Source organism: Massilia sp. (assembly GCF_032106685.1).
Taxonomy (GTDB): domain Bacteria; phylum Pseudomonadota; class Gammaproteobacteria; order Burkholderiales; family Burkholderiaceae_D; genus Telluria.
Genome location: NZ_DAMCPG010000037.1, coordinates 1 through 17,926, shown reverse-complemented (window position 1 = coordinate 17,926; position 17,926 = coordinate 1). Strand labels below are relative to the sequence as shown.

At 68.9% G+C, this 17,926-nt stretch carries 14 protein-coding genes; 7 read left to right on the top strand and 7 right to left on the bottom strand.

Annotated elements, in window-relative coordinates:
- Positions 1-62 precede the first annotated feature (62 nt).
- A complete protein-coding gene (locus RT688_RS18055) occupies positions 63-692 on the top strand; it encodes a nicotinamidase (protein ID WP_313706237.1) in 630 nt (209 codons plus the stop codon).
- A gap of 86 nt (positions 693-778) precedes the next feature.
- On the opposite strand, the gene RT688_RS18050 is transcribed toward RT688_RS18055, so the two are convergent.
- The 4 genes from RT688_RS18050 to RT688_RS18035 form a co-directional block, all read right to left on the bottom strand.
- Complete coding sequence (locus RT688_RS18050; RefSeq protein WP_313706236.1) at positions 779-2,176, bottom strand: amino acid permease; 1,398 nt, start codon at positions 2,174-2,176, stop codon at positions 779-781.
- A gap of 296 nt (positions 2,177-2,472) precedes the next feature.
- A complete protein-coding gene (locus tag RT688_RS18045; RefSeq protein WP_313706235.1) occupies positions 2,473-4,245 on the bottom strand; it encodes a thiamine pyrophosphate-requiring protein in 1,773 nt (590 codons plus the stop codon).
- 80 nt (positions 4,246-4,325) lie between these two features.
- Positions 4,326-4,706, bottom strand: coding sequence for a DUF2784 domain-containing protein (locus RT688_RS18040; RefSeq protein WP_313706234.1), 381 nt, complete (start codon positions 4,704-4,706; stop codon positions 4,326-4,328).
- 63 nt (positions 4,707-4,769) lie between these two features.
- The gene (locus tag RT688_RS18035) at positions 4,770-7,325 is read right to left on the bottom strand and encodes an alpha/beta hydrolase fold domain-containing protein (protein WP_313706233.1); all 2,556 of its coding nucleotides are present in this window, start codon (positions 7,323-7,325) and stop codon (positions 4,770-4,772) included.
- Positions 7,326-7,501: 176 nt separating this feature from the next.
- Here RT688_RS18035 and RT688_RS18030 point away from each other — a divergent pair, with 176 nt between their 5' ends.
- Together RT688_RS18030 and RT688_RS18025 are read left to right on the top strand one after the other, a co-directional pair.
- Positions 7,502-7,945, top strand: a complete 444-nt coding sequence (locus RT688_RS18030; protein ID WP_313706232.1) for a DUF411 domain-containing protein — start codon at positions 7,502-7,504, stop codon at positions 7,943-7,945.
- Between the two features lie 102 nt (positions 7,946-8,047).
- Positions 8,048-8,461, top strand: a complete 414-nt coding sequence (locus RT688_RS18025; RefSeq protein ID WP_313706231.1) for a hypothetical protein — start codon at positions 8,048-8,050, stop codon at positions 8,459-8,461.
- Positions 8,462-8,488: 27 nt separating this feature from the next.
- Here the strand turns inward: RT688_RS18025 and RT688_RS18020 are convergent, their stop codons facing one another.
- Positions 8,489-9,016 (bottom strand): pyridoxamine 5'-phosphate oxidase family protein, encoded by a 528-nt coding sequence (locus tag RT688_RS18020; protein ID WP_313706230.1) that lies wholly within the window; start codon positions 9,014-9,016, stop codon positions 8,489-8,491.
- A gap of 351 nt (positions 9,017-9,367) precedes the next feature.
- Between RT688_RS18020 and RT688_RS18015 the strand changes: the two genes are divergently transcribed.
- Genes RT688_RS18015 through RT688_RS18005 form a run of 3 tightly spaced genes read left to right on the top strand, consistent with a single transcriptional unit; the run spans position 9,368 to position 13,898 of the window.
- Positions 9,368-11,332, top strand: coding sequence for a serine protein kinase (locus RT688_RS18015; RefSeq protein ID WP_313706229.1), 1,965 nt, complete (start codon positions 9,368-9,370; stop codon positions 11,330-11,332).
- Positions 11,329-12,492, top strand: coding sequence for a DUF444 family protein (locus RT688_RS18010; protein WP_313706228.1), 1,164 nt, complete (start codon positions 11,329-11,331; stop codon positions 12,490-12,492). Before RT688_RS18015 ends, RT688_RS18010 begins: the two co-directional genes overlap by 4 nt.
- Positions 12,489-13,898, top strand: a complete 1,410-nt coding sequence (locus RT688_RS18005; protein ID WP_313706227.1) for a SpoVR family protein — start codon at positions 12,489-12,491, stop codon at positions 13,896-13,898. Before RT688_RS18010 ends, RT688_RS18005 begins: the two co-directional genes overlap by 4 nt.
- Before the next feature lie 134 nt (positions 13,899-14,032).
- On the opposite strand, the gene RT688_RS18000 is transcribed toward RT688_RS18005, so the two are convergent.
- Both RT688_RS18000 and RT688_RS17995 read right to left on the bottom strand, forming a co-directional pair.
- Positions 14,033-15,691: an FAD-binding oxidoreductase gene (locus RT688_RS18000; RefSeq protein ID WP_313706226.1), complete on the bottom strand. Its 1,659-nt coding sequence runs from the start codon at positions 15,689-15,691 to the stop codon at positions 14,033-14,035.
- Complete coding sequence (locus RT688_RS17995; RefSeq protein WP_313706225.1) at positions 15,688-16,443, bottom strand: N-acyl amino acid synthase FeeM domain-containing protein; 756 nt, start codon at positions 16,441-16,443, stop codon at positions 15,688-15,690. The genes RT688_RS18000 and RT688_RS17995 overlap by 4 nt, the downstream gene beginning before the upstream one ends.
- A gap of 454 nt (positions 16,444-16,897) precedes the next feature.
- On the opposite strand from RT688_RS17995, the gene RT688_RS17990 reads away from it, so the two are divergent.
- On the top strand, positions 16,898-17,926 hold a 1,029-nt coding region (locus RT688_RS17990), incomplete at its 3' end, for a glycosyltransferase (protein ID WP_313706224.1).

Genomic DNA, 17,926 nt, shown 5'->3' with positions numbered 1-17,926 from the left:
TACATCCGCAGCCGTGCTACCCTCCCCGTTGGTGTTTCCATTATGCCAGGGAGCGAAAGTACATGAACCCGATCCAGCTGAACGAGAGCGATGCCCTCCTGGTCATCGACATGCAGAACGATTTCCTTCCCGGTGGCAGCCTGGGGGTGTCGCGCGGCGACGAAGTGCTGGCCCCGGTCAACACCCTGATGGGCCTGTTCGCCGCACGCAAGCTGCCGATCTACGCCTCGCGCGACTGGCACCCCGCCGACCACTGCTCATTCGCCGCGCGTGGCGGACCGTGGCCGCCGCACTGCGTGGCCGAGACCGAGGGCGCGGCCTTCTCGCAGGACCTGGTCCTGCCGGCCGATACGGTGATCATCTCGAAGGGCGACCGGCCCGACGCCGACGCCTACTCCGCCTTCAACGGCACCGCCCTGGCCGGGCACCTGCGCCAGCATGGCGTGACGCGCGTCTTTGTCTGCGGCCTGGCCACCGATTATTGCGTGCTCAACACGGTGATCGATGCGCGCGCGGCAGGATTCGAGGTCGTCGTGCTGCCGGAGGCGATGCGCGCCGTCGATGTGAGCGCGGGCGACGGCGAGCGGGCCATCGAACGCATGGCCGGGCTCGGGGCCCGGGTGGCGGAACTGGCCGCGCTCGACGACCTCGCCGCCGCCCCGGCACCCCTGGGCGCGCACGCGCCGGCGTAAAAAAAAACCGGCCGCGGATTGCCCGCGGCCGGTTTCGCGATCCATGCCGGCCATCGGCGACATGGATCGGTGTCGTTCCAACCAGATCAGCTCGGCTTGTTCAGCAGCGAGCGCGAACGTGCATAGCCGAAGTACACGACCAGGCCCAGCACCAGCCAGATCGCAAAGGCGACCCAGGTGTGCCAGCTCAGGAAGGACATCAGCGCCAGGCAGAAGATGATGGCCAGGGCCGGCACGATCGGGACGCCCGGGCAACGGAAGGCGCGCGGCAGGTCCGGACGGGTCTTGCGCAGGACGATGACGGCGACCGAGACCAGCGAGAACGCGGCCAGCGTGCCGATGTTGACCAGCTCGGCGAGCACGCCCAGCGGGACGACGGCGGCGATCAGGCCGAAGATGATGCCGACCATCCAGGTGGCGAAGTACGGGGTGCCGTACTTCGGATGCACGGTCGAGAACTTCTTCGGCAGCAGGCCGTCGCGCGACATGGCGAACAGGATGCGGGTCTGGCCGTAGGCCATGACCAGGATCACGGTGCTCATGCCCAGGATGGCGGCCAGGTCGACGAAGCCGGCCACCCAGTCCTGGCCCGCGTACTGCAGCGCCAGCGACACCGGATGGTCGACGCCCTTGAAGTTCGGGAACGGGACGATGCCGGTCATGATGCCGGAAACCAGCACGTACAGGATGGTGCAGACGATCAGCGACCCGATGATGCCGATCGGCAGGTCGCGGGTCGGATTCTTGACTTCCTCGGCGGCCGAGGTCACGGCGTCGAAACCGATGAAGGCGAAGAACACCAGCGCGGCGGCGCTCATCACGCTACCCATGCCGAATGGCATGAACGGAGTCCAGTTGTCCGGCTTGACGTAGAACACGCCGACGCAGATAAACAGCAGCACGACGCCGGTCTTGATCGCCACCATGATGTTGTTGACCCGCGCGGACTCGCGCACGCCGAGGGAAAGCATGAAGGTCAGGACCATCATGATCAGGAAGGCCGGCAGGTTGAATACGGTGTTCACGCCCGGAATCGCGCCAGGCGCGGCGCGCAGGGCTTCCGGCAGCACGATGCCGATCCCCTTCAGCAGCGACTGGAAATAACCGGACCAGCCCACGGCGACCGTCGAGGTCGCGAGGCCGTATTCCAGCAGCAGGTCCCAACCGATCATCCAGGCCACGATTTCGCCCAGGGTCACATAGGAATAGGTGTAGATCGAGCCGGCCACCGGCACGCTGGAAGCGAACTCGGCATAACACAGGGCCGCGAAGCCGCAGGCGATGGCGGCGATGATGAAGGAAACCGTCAGCGCCGGGCCGGCCGTGACGGCGCCAGTGCCGGTCAGCACGAAAATGCCCGTGCCGACAATCGCCCCGATACCCATCATGATCAGGTCCATCGGTCCGAGGACCTTCTTCAATCCGCCTCCGGTGCGGCTGCCCGCCACCATGGCATCGAGGTTTTTCGTCCTAAAAATACTCACTACACATTCTCCTGTTATGCATTGTCGTCTCCCGTCGGAAGGCTGCCGGCTCGTGACCAGCCCGCCTTTCCCGCTTTCCTGCAGCCTTGCTTTTTATATTGCCGGCCCCATCTTGGTGCGGGTGTCCTCCTCCGCCCGCGGCTTACGCCGGCGGCACCGCCTGCGTCATCGCTGGATAAAAAGAAAGCGCCTGCAATGCCGCCAGGCGCCTATCGACCCACCACGTCCGCCGCCGCGTCCTTACAGGCGCGCCACACGGTCACTTTCAGCGATAACAATAAGCCAGCACATCCGCATTATTGCTCCGTCAACCCCTGTTGAGCAAGCGCCCGCCGAACCGCATCGGCTTCCGGTTCGCCTTTTTCGATGGCTTCATAGTATTGCTTCGCCTGGGAACGGGTGATATGGGGCGGGAGAGGCGGAATATTCGCTTCGCTGACGATATCGAGAACGAACGGTTTCGTGGCCGAGAACGCGGCATCCAGCGCCGGGCCGATCTCCTCGGGCCGCTCGACCCGCACGCCGTCGAGGCCAAGCAGGCGGGCGTAATCGGCATAGGCCACGTCCGGCAACTGCTGGGATGCCTCGAACTTCGGCTCGCCGGCCATGCCGCGCTGCTCCCAGGTCACGAAGTTCAGGTCGCGGTTGTTCAGCACCAGCACGATCAGCCGCGCGTCGCTCCACTCCTGCCAGTGGCGCGCGATCGTGATCAGGCAGTTCATGCCGTTCATCTGCATCGCGCCATCGCCCACCAGCGCCACCACCAGCCGCCCCGGATGCGCCATCTTGGCAGCGAATGCATACGGCATGGCCGAACCCATGGTGGCCAGCCCGCCGGAGAGCGAGCCCATCATGCGCGCGCGGGCCCGGATGTCGAGCGCATACCAGGCGGTGGTCGAGCCCGAGTCGCCGGCCAGGATCGCGTCCTCGGGCAGGCGCTGCGACAGTTCCCAGAACGCGCGTTGCGGATTGAGTTCGGGCGTCTCCAGCATCGCCTTGCGCTCGAGCTCCCGCCAGCTGTCGCGCACCTTCCCCCCGATGCGCTCGCGCCAGCCGCGGTCGGTCTTGCGCTCGAGCAGCGGGATCAGCGCCCGCAGCGTCGCCCTGGCGTCGCCGATCAGGTTGGCCTCCATCGGATAGCGCAGGCTGACCATCTTCGGGTCGATGTCGATCTGCACGCCGCGCGCCTGGTCTTCCTCGGGCAGGAATTCGGAGTACGGGAAGCTCGAGCCGACCATCAGGAGGGTGTCGCACTCGTTCATCATGTCGAAGCTGGCGCGGGTGCCGATGATGCCGATCGATCCGGTCACGAAGGGCAGCTCGTCGGGCACGGCCATCTTGCCCAGCAACGCCTTGGCGATGCCCGCGCCCAGCAGTTCCGCGACCTCCACAAGCTCGTCCGCCGCCCCATGCGCGCCGGCGCCGGCCAGGATCGCGACCCGTTTTCCTCCGTTCAGGATGTCGGCCGCCTGGCGCAGCGCCGCCGGGGGCGGCACTTCGGCGAAGGACAAGCTGCCGATGCCCGACAGGACATTGCCGTGCTCGCGGGGCGGTGTCGCCACCGCTTCCTCGTCCTGCAGGTCGGCGGGCACGATGATGCAGCAGACGCTGCGCTCGCTGCGCGCGGTGCGCATGGCGCGGTCGACCAGGTGGCGGATCTGCCCGGCGGTGGTGGCCATCTGCACGAAGGCGCCGGCGACGTCCTTGAACAGGGTGACCAGGTCGACTTCCTGCTGGTAGCTGGCGCCGAGCGAGGCGCGCTTCTGCTGGCCGACGATGGCCACCACCGGCTGGTGGTCGAGCTTGGCGTCGTAGAGGCCGTTGAGGAGGTGGATGGCGCCCGGGCCGGAGGTGGCCATGCAGACCCCGACCTCGCCCGTGTACTTGGCGTGGGCGCAGGCCATGAAGGCGGCCAGTTCCTCGTGGCGGGTCTGGACGAAGCGGATGCGGTCCTGGCGCCGCATGGCGGCCAGGAAGCCGTTGATGCCGTCCCCGGGATAGCCGTAGATGCGCCCTACCCGCCATTCGTCGAGCCGTTGCAGAAGAAAATCGCCTACCGTCATTGTCATGTGTGTCTCCGGATTGCGGGCCGATGCCCATGCGGCGAGCATAACATCGGCCCCATGCGGCGACCACACGTTACCGGGAACTATGGAGCCCGCCCTGTCCTGGCCCGGGGCCGCATGAGGATCCAGCCATACAGGAGCAAGTTGACGGTCGCGACCGTGGCGGCCAGCGCCAGCTGGAGCTCGCGCGTCAGCCCGTCCGGATACAGCAGGCGCAGCACGTAGTGTTCGAGGAAGCCACCCTCGTAGCCGGCCAGGCCGGCGCGCATGCGCAGCAGGTTTTCCCAGGCCGTCAGCGGGCAGCCGCGCCCGGTGGACTCCACGATAAAGCCCCAGGCCGCCGCCGGCAGCTGCAGCCAGGCCAGCATTCGCCGGCGCGCCACCAGCAGCGCGCCGAACACCACGAACAGGACGAAGACCAAATGCAGCAGCAGGACGGCGGTGGCGGCCAGTGCGTAAATCATGCGGGCCCGCCGTGTCCATGCGGCCCTGCCCCGGCGCCGGCGCCGGGACCGGCTTTCAGGTGCTCAACGCGGCGCGGCCTCGTCCAATGCGGGCGCGGAGCCGGACGCGGCCTGCCGCGCGCGCGGGGGCGTGGGCGCGACGCAGTCGCCCGCGAACCCGGCCAGGCGCGCGATCGCCTCGCGCGCCGAGCGCAGGTAAAAGGCCTGCAGGTGAAACACATGCCAGCACCCCTCGTATTCCTCGAGCAGGCATGATACGCCACAGTGCGCGGCATGCGCCGCCAGGCGCAGCGCGTCGCCATGCAGGATCTCCTGGTCGCCGACCTGGACCAGCATCGGCGGCAGGCCATGCAGCGAGCAAGCCAGCGGCGCGTGCACGCCCCGGTCCGGCGGGCAGCCGTACCAGGCCAGGCCCTGGGCCACCCAGGCCTTGCGCACCATCGGATCGATGCGGGCGCGGCTGGCGACCGTTCCATCATCGAGGAGCGGATCGGCCACCGGGGACGCCAGCGCCAGCCCGGCCGGCAGCGGCCGGCCCCCGTCGCGCAGGCGCAGCGCCAGCGCCAGGGCCAGCGAGGCCCCGGCCGAGTCGCCCGCGAACACGATGTCGCCGGCGCCGATGCCACTGTCGAGCAAGGCCTCGTAGCAGGTTTCGGCGTCGTCGAGCGCGGCAGGATACGGGTGTTCGGGCGCGAGCCGGTACTCGGGCGCCCAGACGGTCATGCCCGACTCGCGCGCCAGCCGCGTCGTGATGCTGCGGTGGGTGGCCGGGCTCCCCAGGCAGAAGGCGCCGCCGTGCAGATACAGGATGACGCCGCCCCGCGGCGGCCGGCGCATGTCTTCCAGCGGCGCATGGATTTCCACCGGCACGCCGCGGTAGCGCCGGCGATGGCGGCGAACGCCATCCACCCCCGGCATCAGCGCCGCCAGCAGGCCCACGAGCGCGCGCTGCGTGCCGGCGCCGAGGGGCGGCCCGATCAAGGGCTTGAAGCAGGTGCGCAGGAAAGCACGCTGGAATGCCGCATGCAGGCGCTCGCCGATGGCGGTCGGCGCCTGGATGCGCAATCCGCCGGGGTGCCCGGGCAGCGGTGCGGCGAAGCGGTAGGCAACCAGGCTGGCATGGCGCGCCAGCCAGCGGTAGCTGAAGCTGAATCCGGGCCAGTTCGCGCTGTTGCGTCCATGCCGGTCCAGATACCAGCTGCTGCAGCCTGTCCAGACGGCGCCGTCGAGGCGCGCGTGCAGCTTGCCGTTGAACTCGCGGTGCGCGGCGGCGCCGACCTCGACGGTCGTGGCGCCGGCCTGTTCCATCGCACGCAGGCAGCGCATGATGTGTGCGACCTGGCTTTCGAGCATGTAGACGATCGAGTTGTGGCCGAGATTCGTATTCGGCCCGTACAGCATGAAAAAGTTCGGGAAGCCCGGCACCGAGATGCCGAGGTAGGCCTCGGCGCCGTCGCGCCACGCCGTATTCAGGTCCAGGGCGCCGCGGCCGGTGACGCGCATCGGCGCCAGGAAGTCCGTCGCCGCGAAGCCGGTGCCGTAGATGATCGCATCGACCCGGTGCAGCGTGCCGTCGGCGGTCTCGACGCCTTCCGGCACGATGCGCCGGACCGCATCGCTGACGAGCCTGACGTTCGGCCGGGAAAAGGTCGCCAGGTAGTCGTCGGACAGCAGGATGCGCTTGCAGCCGATCGGGTAGTCCGGCACCAGGCGCGCGCGCAGCGCCGGGTCGGGGACGTCGCGCGCCAGCATGCGCCGGAAAGGCTGGTCGACTGCGAAGCGCATGATGCCCTTCAGGCGGGTGAAGGCCAGCGCGCGCGACTCGTACTTCGCATAGATCAGGGCGCGGTGCAGGCGCATGGCCGGCGGCAGGTGGCGGAACAGGCGTTTGTGCCAGGCCCGGTATGCCTGGTCCCCGCGTGCGATCAGGTAGGCCGGCGACCGCTGGAACACCAGCAAGTCGCCGACCTGCCCGGCGATCGCCGGCACGAACTGGGTCGCCGAGGCCCCGGTCCCGATCACCGCCACCCGCTTGCCTTGCAGCGGAAAGGCATGATCCCATTTTGCCGAGTGAAAACTGCGCCCGCGGAAAGTGCCGATACCCTCGATGCGCGGCATCGCCGGCCGGCTGAGCAGGCCAGTGGCGGTGACCACGGTCCTGGCGTACAGGCGCGCGCCCGCCTCGGTCCGCAACGCCCAGAGCGCGCGCGCCTCGTCGAAGCGCGCCTCCGCGATCGCATGCCCGAAATGGATGTACGGCATCAGGCCGAAGTGCTGGGCGCAATCGCGCAGGTAGGCGTGGATCTCGGGTTGGGTCGCGAACCGGTGCGACCAGTCCGGATTCGGTGCGAAGGAAAACGAATACAGGTGCGATGGCACGTCGCAGGCGGCGCCGGGATAGCTGTTGTCGCGCCATACACCGCCGACCTCGCTTCCTTTCTCGAGGATAAGGAAACGCCGGTTGGCGGCGCGCAGCAAGGCAATGCCCATGCAGATGCCGCCGAAGCCGGCGCCGACGACGAGGGTGTCGAGCGGGGCATCGGGCGTCGTCGCAGGCAGGCCGCCCGGGCCGCACGCGCCGGCGGCCCACGTGGCGCGCCCGGGAGGGTGGGGTGTCATGGTGTGTCTCCAGGTCGAGCGAACTGCGCCGCTTTCCAGTCGCTTCCGTAAAGATACTACGAATGCGGCGGGGCCGGCTTGATTCGGCCACTAGCGCAGGTGGTGTAGGATCGCGATGTTGGCGGCAGGCGCAACGGTTGCCGCCTGCCTCATGTCCCATATCCTGGAGAAGCCTGATGCTTTTTAAACGAATGTCGCATGCGCTGATGTCGGCGCTGGTCGCCCTGCCCCTTGCCGCCGGCGCCGCCCAGCCGGTGATCGAGGTCTACAAGACCGCCACCTGCGGCTGCTGCAAGCAATGGGTGAAGCACCTGGAAGAAAACGGCTTCACGGTCAAGGCCCGGGACGTCGCCGATCCAGGCGACTACCGCGCCAAATTCGGCATCGCCGACCAGCACGCCTCCTGCCATACCGCCCGGGTCCAGGGATATGCCGTCGAAGGCCATGTACCGGCTTCGGACATCAAGCGCATGCTGGGGACCAGGCCGGAAGCGGTCGGCCTCGCCGTTCCCGGCATGCCGATGGGCTCGCCGGGCATGGAGGGCGCCCACAGCGATCCGTACGAAGTCCTGCTGGTGAAAAAGGACGGCTCGACCAGCGTCTACAAGCGCTACCGCTGAATGCTTGCGGCGTGCTCCTACACGGTCGTGCTGAAGCCGCCGATGGGCGGGCATTTAACCGGAGCGCATAATCGCCTTGATCGGCTTAACTGGAGGAACACGATGAATGCACAGACTACAGGTAGCGGCGGCAAGGAAGGCGATGCCGCGTCGACCACGATCGGCGTCGGCGGCGTCACCAGCGGCCAGCGCGGCGCCACGCCCAGCCACGAAATCCAGCGCGAGACCGGCGGCAGCGGCGGCGAACAGCTGACCGGGAACCAGGACGGGGCCGGCGCTGCGGCTGCGAACGCCGGGCCATCGTCGAAACCGGGCGCCGTCCCGGCGCCGCAGCCCGCCGGGACGGCGCCGGAGGCAAGCGAGAGCAGCATGCAAAGCGGCGCCCGCGGCGCCTTCGATACCCGCCCGGACCAGGGCGGCGGGACCGGCACCGGGCTGGGCTCGCCCGAAAGCGGCGCCAACCAGTCCGAGCGAGACCTGCCGCCGCCGTCGCCGGCCCAGGGCGGCGCCCGCTGAGGACGCCTCCCAGATCCAGCGGCCGCGCTAGACGCGCCCGGACTGTCCATCCTCGAGCCTGATGGTGCCGTGTTCCCCCGGATCGACGTCCGGGGTGCTGCCCGTCACGGCCGCCTTCGCCATCTGGAACAGGCGCACCATCTTGCTGTCGTTCGAATCCCAGTATTCGGCGCTGTGCGGCGCCACGCGCACCAGCACCACGTGTTCGTCGTCGGGACCGTGCGGGAACCAGGCCTGGACCATCGGGTTCCACAAGGCGCGGATGCGCTCGCGGTCGACCACGCGCTCGGCGGTGCCGCTGATCGAGACGTAGAGGCTGTCGTCCGGCTGGGCGAAGCTGACGTTCACCTCGGGCTGCAGCGCGATGTTCTGCCACAGCGGGGTATGGATCGAGGTGTAGAACCACAGGCCGCCCTGCTCGTCGGTGTCCTGGTTGGTCATCGGGTGGCTGATCAGGTGCCCGTGCTCGTCGACGGTGGTAAACATCGCGAAGCGCATGGTGCGGATCTTGTCGGCCAGCGCGGCGGCCTGGGCGGAAGCGTTCGTTGTGGACATGGCATTCCCTTGTGAGTTGGCGAAAGCACCATCCTAGCCGGCCGCGGACGGGACATCGGTGCGGCGGCGAACGCAAGCGCATTGCTGGGCCGCTGCGGATGCGTCTTCGCGACCGCGGCCGAACAAACGTACGCGCGTCGGTAGGTATGTTCGGAGCGCCGAATCCCCTGCCGATCGTGGCCAGTGTTAGGCCAGCCTGTGCGCGCAAGGTTCGGTCGCGCACGTTGATGCGCCTCATTCACGACCAGCGCTGCCCACCGATACTGTGGCTTCGCGCGGCCGGCCGGGCCGCTGCTTCGCGCCCCTTGATTATTCTTTTGGCTTCTTCGGCTTACTTGGAATGGAGGAAACGTGACGCTACCAGGCGACGACGCGCGTGCGGCGCATGCCGACGGGCACGACAACTTCCTGCACAGCCTGGACCTCTTCACCCGGGAGCACCGTGCCGGACATTGGGCCGGACCGTTCTCCGAGTTCATGGCCGGGATCCTGCCCGAGCAGCCGCAGCGCATCGCGCGCACCTCCCATCAATACATCTGGGACATGATCCGCGCCACCTGCGTCGACGACGAGCCCGGAAAGACGCGCTGCCGCCTGTTCGCCGACGACCTGTTCGGCATCGACGAGGCGCTCGCACGCGTCCTCGACTATTTCAAGGCGGCCGCCAGCGGTTCCGAGGTGGGCCGGCGCCTGCTGCTCCTGCTCGGTCCTCCTTCCGGCGGCAAGTCGACCCTGGTGATCCTGCTCAAGCGCGGTCTGGAGGAATACAGCCGCACCGACGAGGGCGCGCTGTACGCCATCGCCGGCTGCCCGGTGCGCGAGTCGCCGCTGCACCTGATTCCGCACACCATGCGCGCCGCCTTCCGCAATACCTACGGCATCGACATCGCCGGCGAAGCCTGCCCGCACTGCCGCGCGCGGCTGGAAGAGCACTTCGACGGCGACTTCATGCGCATGCCGGTCGAGCGCGTCTTCATCTCGGAAGCCGGGCGCAGCGGCATCGGCACCTACGCCCCGCACGACCCGACGACGGCCGACCTGGCCGACCTGGTCGGGTCGGTCGACTTGTCGAAGGTCGCGCAGTACGGCGACGAGGGCGATCCGCGCGCCTGGTCCTGGTCCGGCGCGGTGTATGCCGCCAGCCGCGGCGTGCTGGAAATGATCGAGATCCTGAAGGTCAAGCGCGAGTTCCTCTACCTGCTGCTGACCCTGACCCAGGAAAAGAACGTCAAGGTGGCCCGTTTCCCCCTCATCTACCTGGACGAGACCATCCTGGCCCACACCAATCTCGCGGAATTCCGCAAGTTTCTGCAGGAAAGCGAAAACGAGGCGCTGCTCGACCGCATGGTGATCATCCAGGTGCCCTATACCCTGAACTACCGCGAGGAGGCCCGCATCTACCGCAAGCTGATCTCCTCGGCGGCGCCGGCCTTCCGCGACGTGCACCTCGACCCGCACGTGCTGCATGCGGCGGCCGTGTTCGCCATCCTCTCGCGCATCCAGGACGGCGAGGAAAAGGAGGTCGAACTGGTGAGGAAGGTGCGCATCCACGCCGACGAGGAGGTCGATGGCGTGAACCGGGCCGACATCCGCCGTGTCAAAGAAAAGGACAAGGCGCCCGACGAAGGCCTGGCCGGTGTGTCGCCGCGCTTCGTCATCAATGCGCTGTCGAACGCGATCATCGGCTCGAACCGGAAGAGCCTGTCCACGATGGACGTACTGCTGGCCCTGAAGGACGCCATCGAGAACGACGCGCGCATCGAACCGCGGCGCAGGCGCAAGTGGGTCGATTATCTCGTGCTGACCCGGAAGGACTTCTACAACCGCTGGGTGAAGCAGGACGTGCACAAGGCCTTGTTCGTCTCGTTCGAGCAGGAAGCGCTCGAGCTCCTGGACAAATACCTCGACGAGGTGGAAGCCATGCTCGACAACCGCACCATCAAGGACCCGATCACCAACGAGGAGCGCCGGCCCGACGAACGTTTCCTGCGCGCGGTCGAGGAAAAGATCCACATTTCCGACTCCGGCAAGCAATCGTTTCGCCAGGAAGTCGTGCGCAAGGCGATGGGCGCCTACAAGCGCGGCGTCAAGTTCGGGCTGGACAGCCATATCCAGCTCAACGACGCCGTGCAGCAATACCTGTTTGAGCAGCGGCGCGACGTGCTGCGCCTGGTCAGCTCGGCGAAACGGCCGGACGACGAGGTGCGCGGCAAGATCTCGGCCGTCGAGAAGCGGCTGGTCGACGAGTACGGGTACGATGCGCACAGCGCACGCGAGGCGCTGAACTACGTCACCACCCTGCTCGCGCAGGAATGAGGCCTGTCGTGGCGCTGACCATCAGCACCGAGTGGTACGAGCTGTTCTCGCGCGGGGCGCGCGACTGGCTGCGCCACAACGACAAGGTGCGCGAGGCGGTGCGCGAGCACCTCCCGGACCTGATCGCCGGACCGGATTTCATCTCCGGGCCGCAGGAGCGTACGGTGCAGGTGCCGGTGCGCATGCTCGACCACGCACGCTTCCGGCTGGCCGAGGGGCGGGTCGAGAGCGGCGCCGGCCAGGGACCCGGCGAGCCGGGCGACGTGCTGCGCCGGGCCAGCGACGACGACGACGACGGCGAGGCCAAGGGCGGGAACGAGGATGGCGAAGTGCGCATGCTGCTCGAATTCTCCATCGACGAGGTCATGGACTGGCTGTGGCAGGACCTGCGCCTGCCCGACCTCAAGCCCAGGCCCAGTCCCGGCATCGACGACACCGAGCTGGTGCGCGAGGGCTGGGACAAGCGCGGCGCCCGATCGCGCCTCGACCGCCGCCGCACGCTCAAGGAGGCGATCAAGCGCCGCGCCGTGCAGGCCGACCCCTTGCCCTTCACCGACGAGGACCTGCGCTTTCGCCAGCTGGTGAACCGACCCCGCCCCGCCACCGCGGCCCTGATCTTCTTCGTGGTCGACGTCTCGGCCAGCATGACCCAGCTCGAGCGCAAGCTCGCCAAGTCGTTTTTCTTTTTTGCCCTGCAAGGACTGCGCCGCCAGTATGCGAAGGTGGCGGCACGTTTCGTGGCCCACACCACCCAGGCCTGGGAGTTCCGGGAGGCCGACTTCTTCCAGGTCAGCGGCATCGGCGGCACCATCGCCTCGAGCGCCTTCCGGCTGGTGCTCGATGTCGTCCGCCGCGAGCGCCTGGCCGGCCAAACCAATCTTTACTTGTTTTATGCTTCCGACGGCGAGAACTTTACCGAGGACCGCGCCGCCACCCTGCAGGGCCTGAACGAGCTGGCCGGCATGTTCAACTACCTGGGCTTCGTCGAGACCCTGCCGGGCGTCACCCGTTCGCTCGATACCGAGATGCGGCGCCTGTTCGGCGAGCTCGAAGCGCGCGGGCGGCCGGTCGGGGCCAGCGTCCTGTCGAGCGGCGACGACGTCTGGCGCGCCCTCCAGCACTTTTTCGGCGAACGCGCCGATGCGCAGGCCGTCCGATGAGCGAGCGCACCAGCGGGCGCATGAACGAGCGCGATCGCCGCCTGGCCGACTACGCGGCGCGCCTGGAAGCGCTGGCGATCGAGCTCGGCCTCGACTTCGCACCCGTCCACTTCGACATGGTGCCGAACAACTTCATGCTCGAGATCGCGGTCTATGGCCTGCCGGTGCGGATGCGCCACTGGTCCTTCGGCGTACGCTACATCCACCAGCTGGTGCGCCAGCACATGGGCAACTCGCGTATCTTCGAAGTGATGTTCCCGGGCGACCCCTGCCGCGCCTTCATGCTCGAGCATAATTCGCTGGCCGAGAACACCCTGGTCACGGCCCACGTACTCGGGCATGCCGATTTCGCCCGGAACAACATCCTGTTCAAGCGCTTCACCGACATGGCCGGCGGCCACATCCTCGAGCAGAGCGCGGGGCGCGCGCACCGGCTGGAGGCGGCGCTGGCCGCCCACGGGCAGGAGCGGGTCGAGGCCGTGCTCGATGCCGCGCTCGCACTCGAGGCACACGTCGATGTCGACCAGCCGCTGCACCGCTCACGCTACCCCGAGTTCCTGGCGCCGCCAGGGGAAGCGCCGCCGGACGCATTCCACGACCGCTACGCCCAGCTCCCCGGCGAAGTCGTTCCGCCCGAGCGCGACACCCGCCAGCAGCGCGCCCCGCTGCCGCCCCGGCCCGAGCGCGACCTGCTCTGGTTCATCGCCCGCTACGCGCCCGAGCTGGCCGAATGGGAGCGCGACATCTTCCTGGCCGTGCGCGAGGAGGCTTTCTATTTCCACCCGATCTACGCCTGCCAGATCATGAACGAGGGCTGGGCCTCGTACTGGCATGCCCGCCTGCTGCGCGAAGCCGGCTTCCTGCCGCACGAACTCTACCTGGCCGCGCTCAAATCGCACTCCGACGTCGTGCGGCCCTATGCCGGCGACCAGCAACTGGCGCTCGCGCTCAATCCATACCACCTGGGCTTTTCGATGTGGGAGCACATCATCGAGCGCAAGGGCCTGGCGGCGGCGCGCGAGATCATGCGCGAGGAGGACGATTTCGGGTTCGTCCGCAACCACCTCGACGAGGAACTCGCCGGGCGGCTCGATCTGTTCGTCCACGAGACCCGCCGCGACGGCGACACCCGCATCGCCAACCGCGATATCCACGCGATCCGCGAAGCGATCCTGGCGCCGAAATACAATTATGGGGCGCCGTCGATCGCCGTCACGGACCTGGCGCCGGACGGCAGCCTGGCGCTGCGCCACGATTTCCAGCACGACGGGCGCGGGCTCGACCTGCAGCAGGCCGAGCGCGTCATGGAATACATCGACCGCATCTGGCGCCGGCCGGTCAGCCTCCACACCGTGGACTTTCGGGGTGTGGTGCGCACGCTGCCGGCGCGCCGAGCCGGCATCTGAAAGGCGTGACCCGGTCCGGCGCGGGCGCACGCCCCGACCGAGCCCGCCGGCCGTGCCGCTCATCCCTGATGCGCCAGGGCGAGCGCGAACCACACGGCGGGGCGGCGGGGCGGCGGCGGGTACAGGTATCGGACTTACTCCATGCCCGCCGCCACGCCGGGCTCGTAACGGCCGGGCGCCAGGATACCGTGGGGGTCGAGCGCCGCCTTCAGCGCGGCGACGGTGCGCCAGTAGCTGTCGCCGGCGGGATCGAGCGCCGCCATCGCGTGGTTGCCGACGCGGTAAGGGATGTAGCCGGCTTCGAACATCTCGCGGAACACCGCATCGTGGCAGGCGCGGGCGCGCGCCGCTTCCGCCGGATCGTCCTTGTCGTAGGCCACCGTCAGCACGCCGCCCAGGCTGCGCTCGTTGATCATGCTGAAGGTTGCGAACAGGTCGAAGCCGTGGCGTTCGAACTGCGCCTCGGCCAGCGCATGCACGGCCAGCAGGTCGGCGCCGCGCAGCGGCAGCACCGGCGACACCCACAGCAGGCCGCAGTTGTCGCGCGCCGGATCGGCGGCCTCCGGGAAGCTGCCCGGCAGGCCGCCGCGGCGGCGCCAGTAGGCGCCGGCCAGGAAGCGTCCGTTCGGCACGCCCCGGTTCATCTCGAACAGCGATTCGCCGAGCGCGACCCGGGCGCGCAGCTGGCGCCCGAGCGGCGTCGGTCCCAGCAGGCGGCCGGCCAGTGCGCCCAGGCGCAGGCTGCGCGCGGTGACGAAACGGGCATGCGCCGGCGTCGGCCGTAAGGCCCGCTTCAGGGCGCTGCGCGCGGCCGCGACCTGGGCATCGCTGCCGTACAGGGCGCCGGACACGGTCCAGGGGGGGATGCCGCCGGCCTCGCACAGCGCGGCCCGCAGCGTGGGGGGCAGGCGCGCGCCCTCGGGCACGTCCGCGCGCGGGAACGCACGCCCGCCCGACAGCACCCGCATGTCGTTTCCGATGTGCAGGATGCTGCGCAGGGTGCCGTCCAGCCGCAGCGGCCGCAAGGCGTCGACCACCTGGGCGATGTCGGCGTGCGCCGGGACGCTGCACAGGAAGTGGTTCACGCACTCGGCCTGGGGCATGAGCCAGATGCCCAGGCGCGTGACGATGCCCATGTTGGACTGTGTGAACAGACCGTCCAGGAAGGGACCCACGCCATACGGGAAAAGGTGGGCGGCGCGGGCCTGGCGGTAGTGGCCGAAGCCGGTGTCGAGCACTTCGCCGCTGGCCAGCACCACCTGCATGCCGGCCACGTGCTGCAGCCGGTTGCCGTAGGGCGAGTGACCGAATCCGCGTTCCATGATGTTGCCGATGTAGCTGGTATCCGGACCGGCGCCGGTGCAATCGGCCCATAGCGCATGGCCCTGTTCGCGCAGGAAGTCCGACAGCTGGCGCTGGGTCACGCCGGGCTCGATCACGGCATAGGCCAGTTCCGGGTCGACCTGGACGATGCGGTTCATGCGCGACAGGTCGAGGATCAGTTGTCCGGCGCCGACGGCACAGGCATCGCCGTAGCCCCAGTTCTTGCCGGTGCTGACCGGGTAGACCGCGAGCCGGTGTGCGGCCGCAATGCGCACCAGGTCGGCCACTTCGGCCGCGTTTGCCGGGCGCGCCACCGCCAGCGGGCGCACCGCGCGCGCCGCGGTGCTGCGCGCGTAGGCAGCCAGGGTGGCTTCGTCGGCCAGCAGGTGGTCCGCGCCGACCACCGCCGCCATCGCCTCCAGGGCGGCGCCGTGCCGCAGCGCGCCGCGCAGTTCGCTCAGGTTCGTCATGCCCGCTCCTCCCCGTCGCACAGCGCCGCCAGGCGGGCCGTGATGTCCGCCTCCTCGCGCACCGGGAAGAAATAGGGATAGAAGGAGCGCTCGGTGTCCGGTTCGGCGAAGCGGCCGCCCCATTCGCGGATGCCGGCGCCCATCCGCGACAGCGGCAGGCGCAGCAGCACGGCCGGCGCGCCGACACGGCTGCAGGCGCGTTCGCCGCCGAAGTCGGCGAAGCCCAGCATGCGCTGGTAGAAGGCGACGTGCCGCGGATTGACCTCGATCACGTAGTCCGTGTAGCCGTGCAGCTTGTGGGCATACAGGTAGGAGATGTGGATCAGGGCCGCGAAGACGCGCTTCGACATGCCCTTGTCGATCGCCAGGCGCGAGGGTTCGCACAAGCGCCGTCCGGCGCACCGCAGGGGTGCCAGGCGGTCGCCGAAGTTCTCGTCGGCCGGCAGGCGGCCGTCGAGGTCCAGGCACAGGCTCATCGTCCCGACCAGCTCGCCGGCGGTTTCCGCATAAAAGGTCACGCGCCGCCGGTCGCGCGTTTCGCCCGGCTCGACCGCGTAGCCGCGCCACGCATACATGCGGCGCAGCAGTACCCCGGCGTCGTCGCGCCGCCCGCTCGAGGTCGCCAGGCGGACATTAAACAACTGGGGGCGCGGCGGGTGCGTGGCGCGCTGCGGGTCCCCAGCGGATGGTTCCCGGCGCCGTGCGGCGGCCGCGGTTTCGAATGTTGCGATGGGCGTTTCATCGACCAGCATGCTTGCTCCTCCAAAGTGGCGTCCCGCCGTTATTGGCGAAAACCTTAGCTGCCGAGTCAGACAAGCTCTGCCGTACTGCGGTTCCCGCTCGCAAGCCATGAAATTTGCCATCTGAACATAGATCAAAGCCAAGAGAAATTTGCCACAAGCATTGATCGATTTCCGGGCCGGCAGGCGCGCCGCTGTGCGCCCGAGCAGCCGTTTCTTGACGGGTATCAACTGGAAAAAGGGTAGCGAAATGCACCGTTTTGCCAGCCATATAATCGTCAAACAGCGTCGTCAAACAGCGTCGTTGAACAGCGTCACCGAACAGCGTCGCCGAGAACAGCGTCGCCGGACGCCGTCATCCTGGGTGCCGCACCGCCAGGCTTTCACTGGAGATTACGCGATGAAGCCCGATCACCGCCGCCAGCCGCCCCGGTCCTGCACCGCCGATCTGCAGGGGGGGGCGGCCATGACATCGACGTCGCACCTGCCGCCCAAGCGCGACCTCCTGATGCTCGCGCCATGCCTGCCGCGGCCGGACGGGAGCGCGCACAGCCTGCGCTGGTTTCACATGCTGCGCTACCTGGCGCGCCACTTCCGCGTCCACCTGGGCTGCGTCGCCGACCCGGCGTGCGACGGCAGTCACTTCGGGCGGGTCCGCGCCCTGTGCTACGAAACCTGCTTCGTCGCTCCGCCCGGGATCCGCCAGCGCGTGCGCGGCGCCGGCGCACACACGGATCCGGCGCTGGCGTCCTGGGCGGCGCGGCTGTGCACCCGCCAGACGGTGGCGGCGGTGCTGGCCGCCGGCGCCGCCAGCGGACGCTACCTCGAGGCGCTGCCGGCCGGGCCGATGCGGGTCGTGGATTTCGTCGAGCTCGAATCCGACCAGCGCCGCCGCCACTGGGCCTCGCGGCGCTGGCCGAGCACCGCGTTGTGGCGGCGCCAGGCGCGCCAGTTGCTCGCGCGCGAGCGCGCCGCCGGCGCCGCCTGCGACCACGCGCTGTTCGCCACCGCCGCCGACGTCGCCCGCTTCCGCCTGTTCGCGCCGGAGTCGGCGCACAAGGCACGGCACCTGGCCAGCGGGGTCGATGCCGACTACTATTCGCCGCACATCCTGCACCGCTCGCCGTACCGTCCGGGCCTGCGCGCGCTGGTGCTGGCCGGCGCCATGGACGAACGCCTCAACATCGAGGCGGCGCGGTGGTTTGCGAACGAGGTCTTCGCGCCGCTGCGCGCGTCCGATCCGGCGCTTGCCTTGTACCTGGTCGGGCCCCGTCCGGATGGCCGGGTGCGCGCGCTGGCGCGCCAGGCCGGGGTGGTCGTCACCGGCAGCGTCGCCGACACCCGGCCCTACCTGGCCCATGCGGCGCTGGTGCTGGCGCCGCCGGGCAGCGCGCATGCGGGCTCCCTGCAGGTGCTGGCGGCGATGTCGCTGCAAAAAGCCGTGCTGGCCGCGCCGCGTACGCTCGCCGGGCTGGCCTGCCCGAAACTGCCCGAG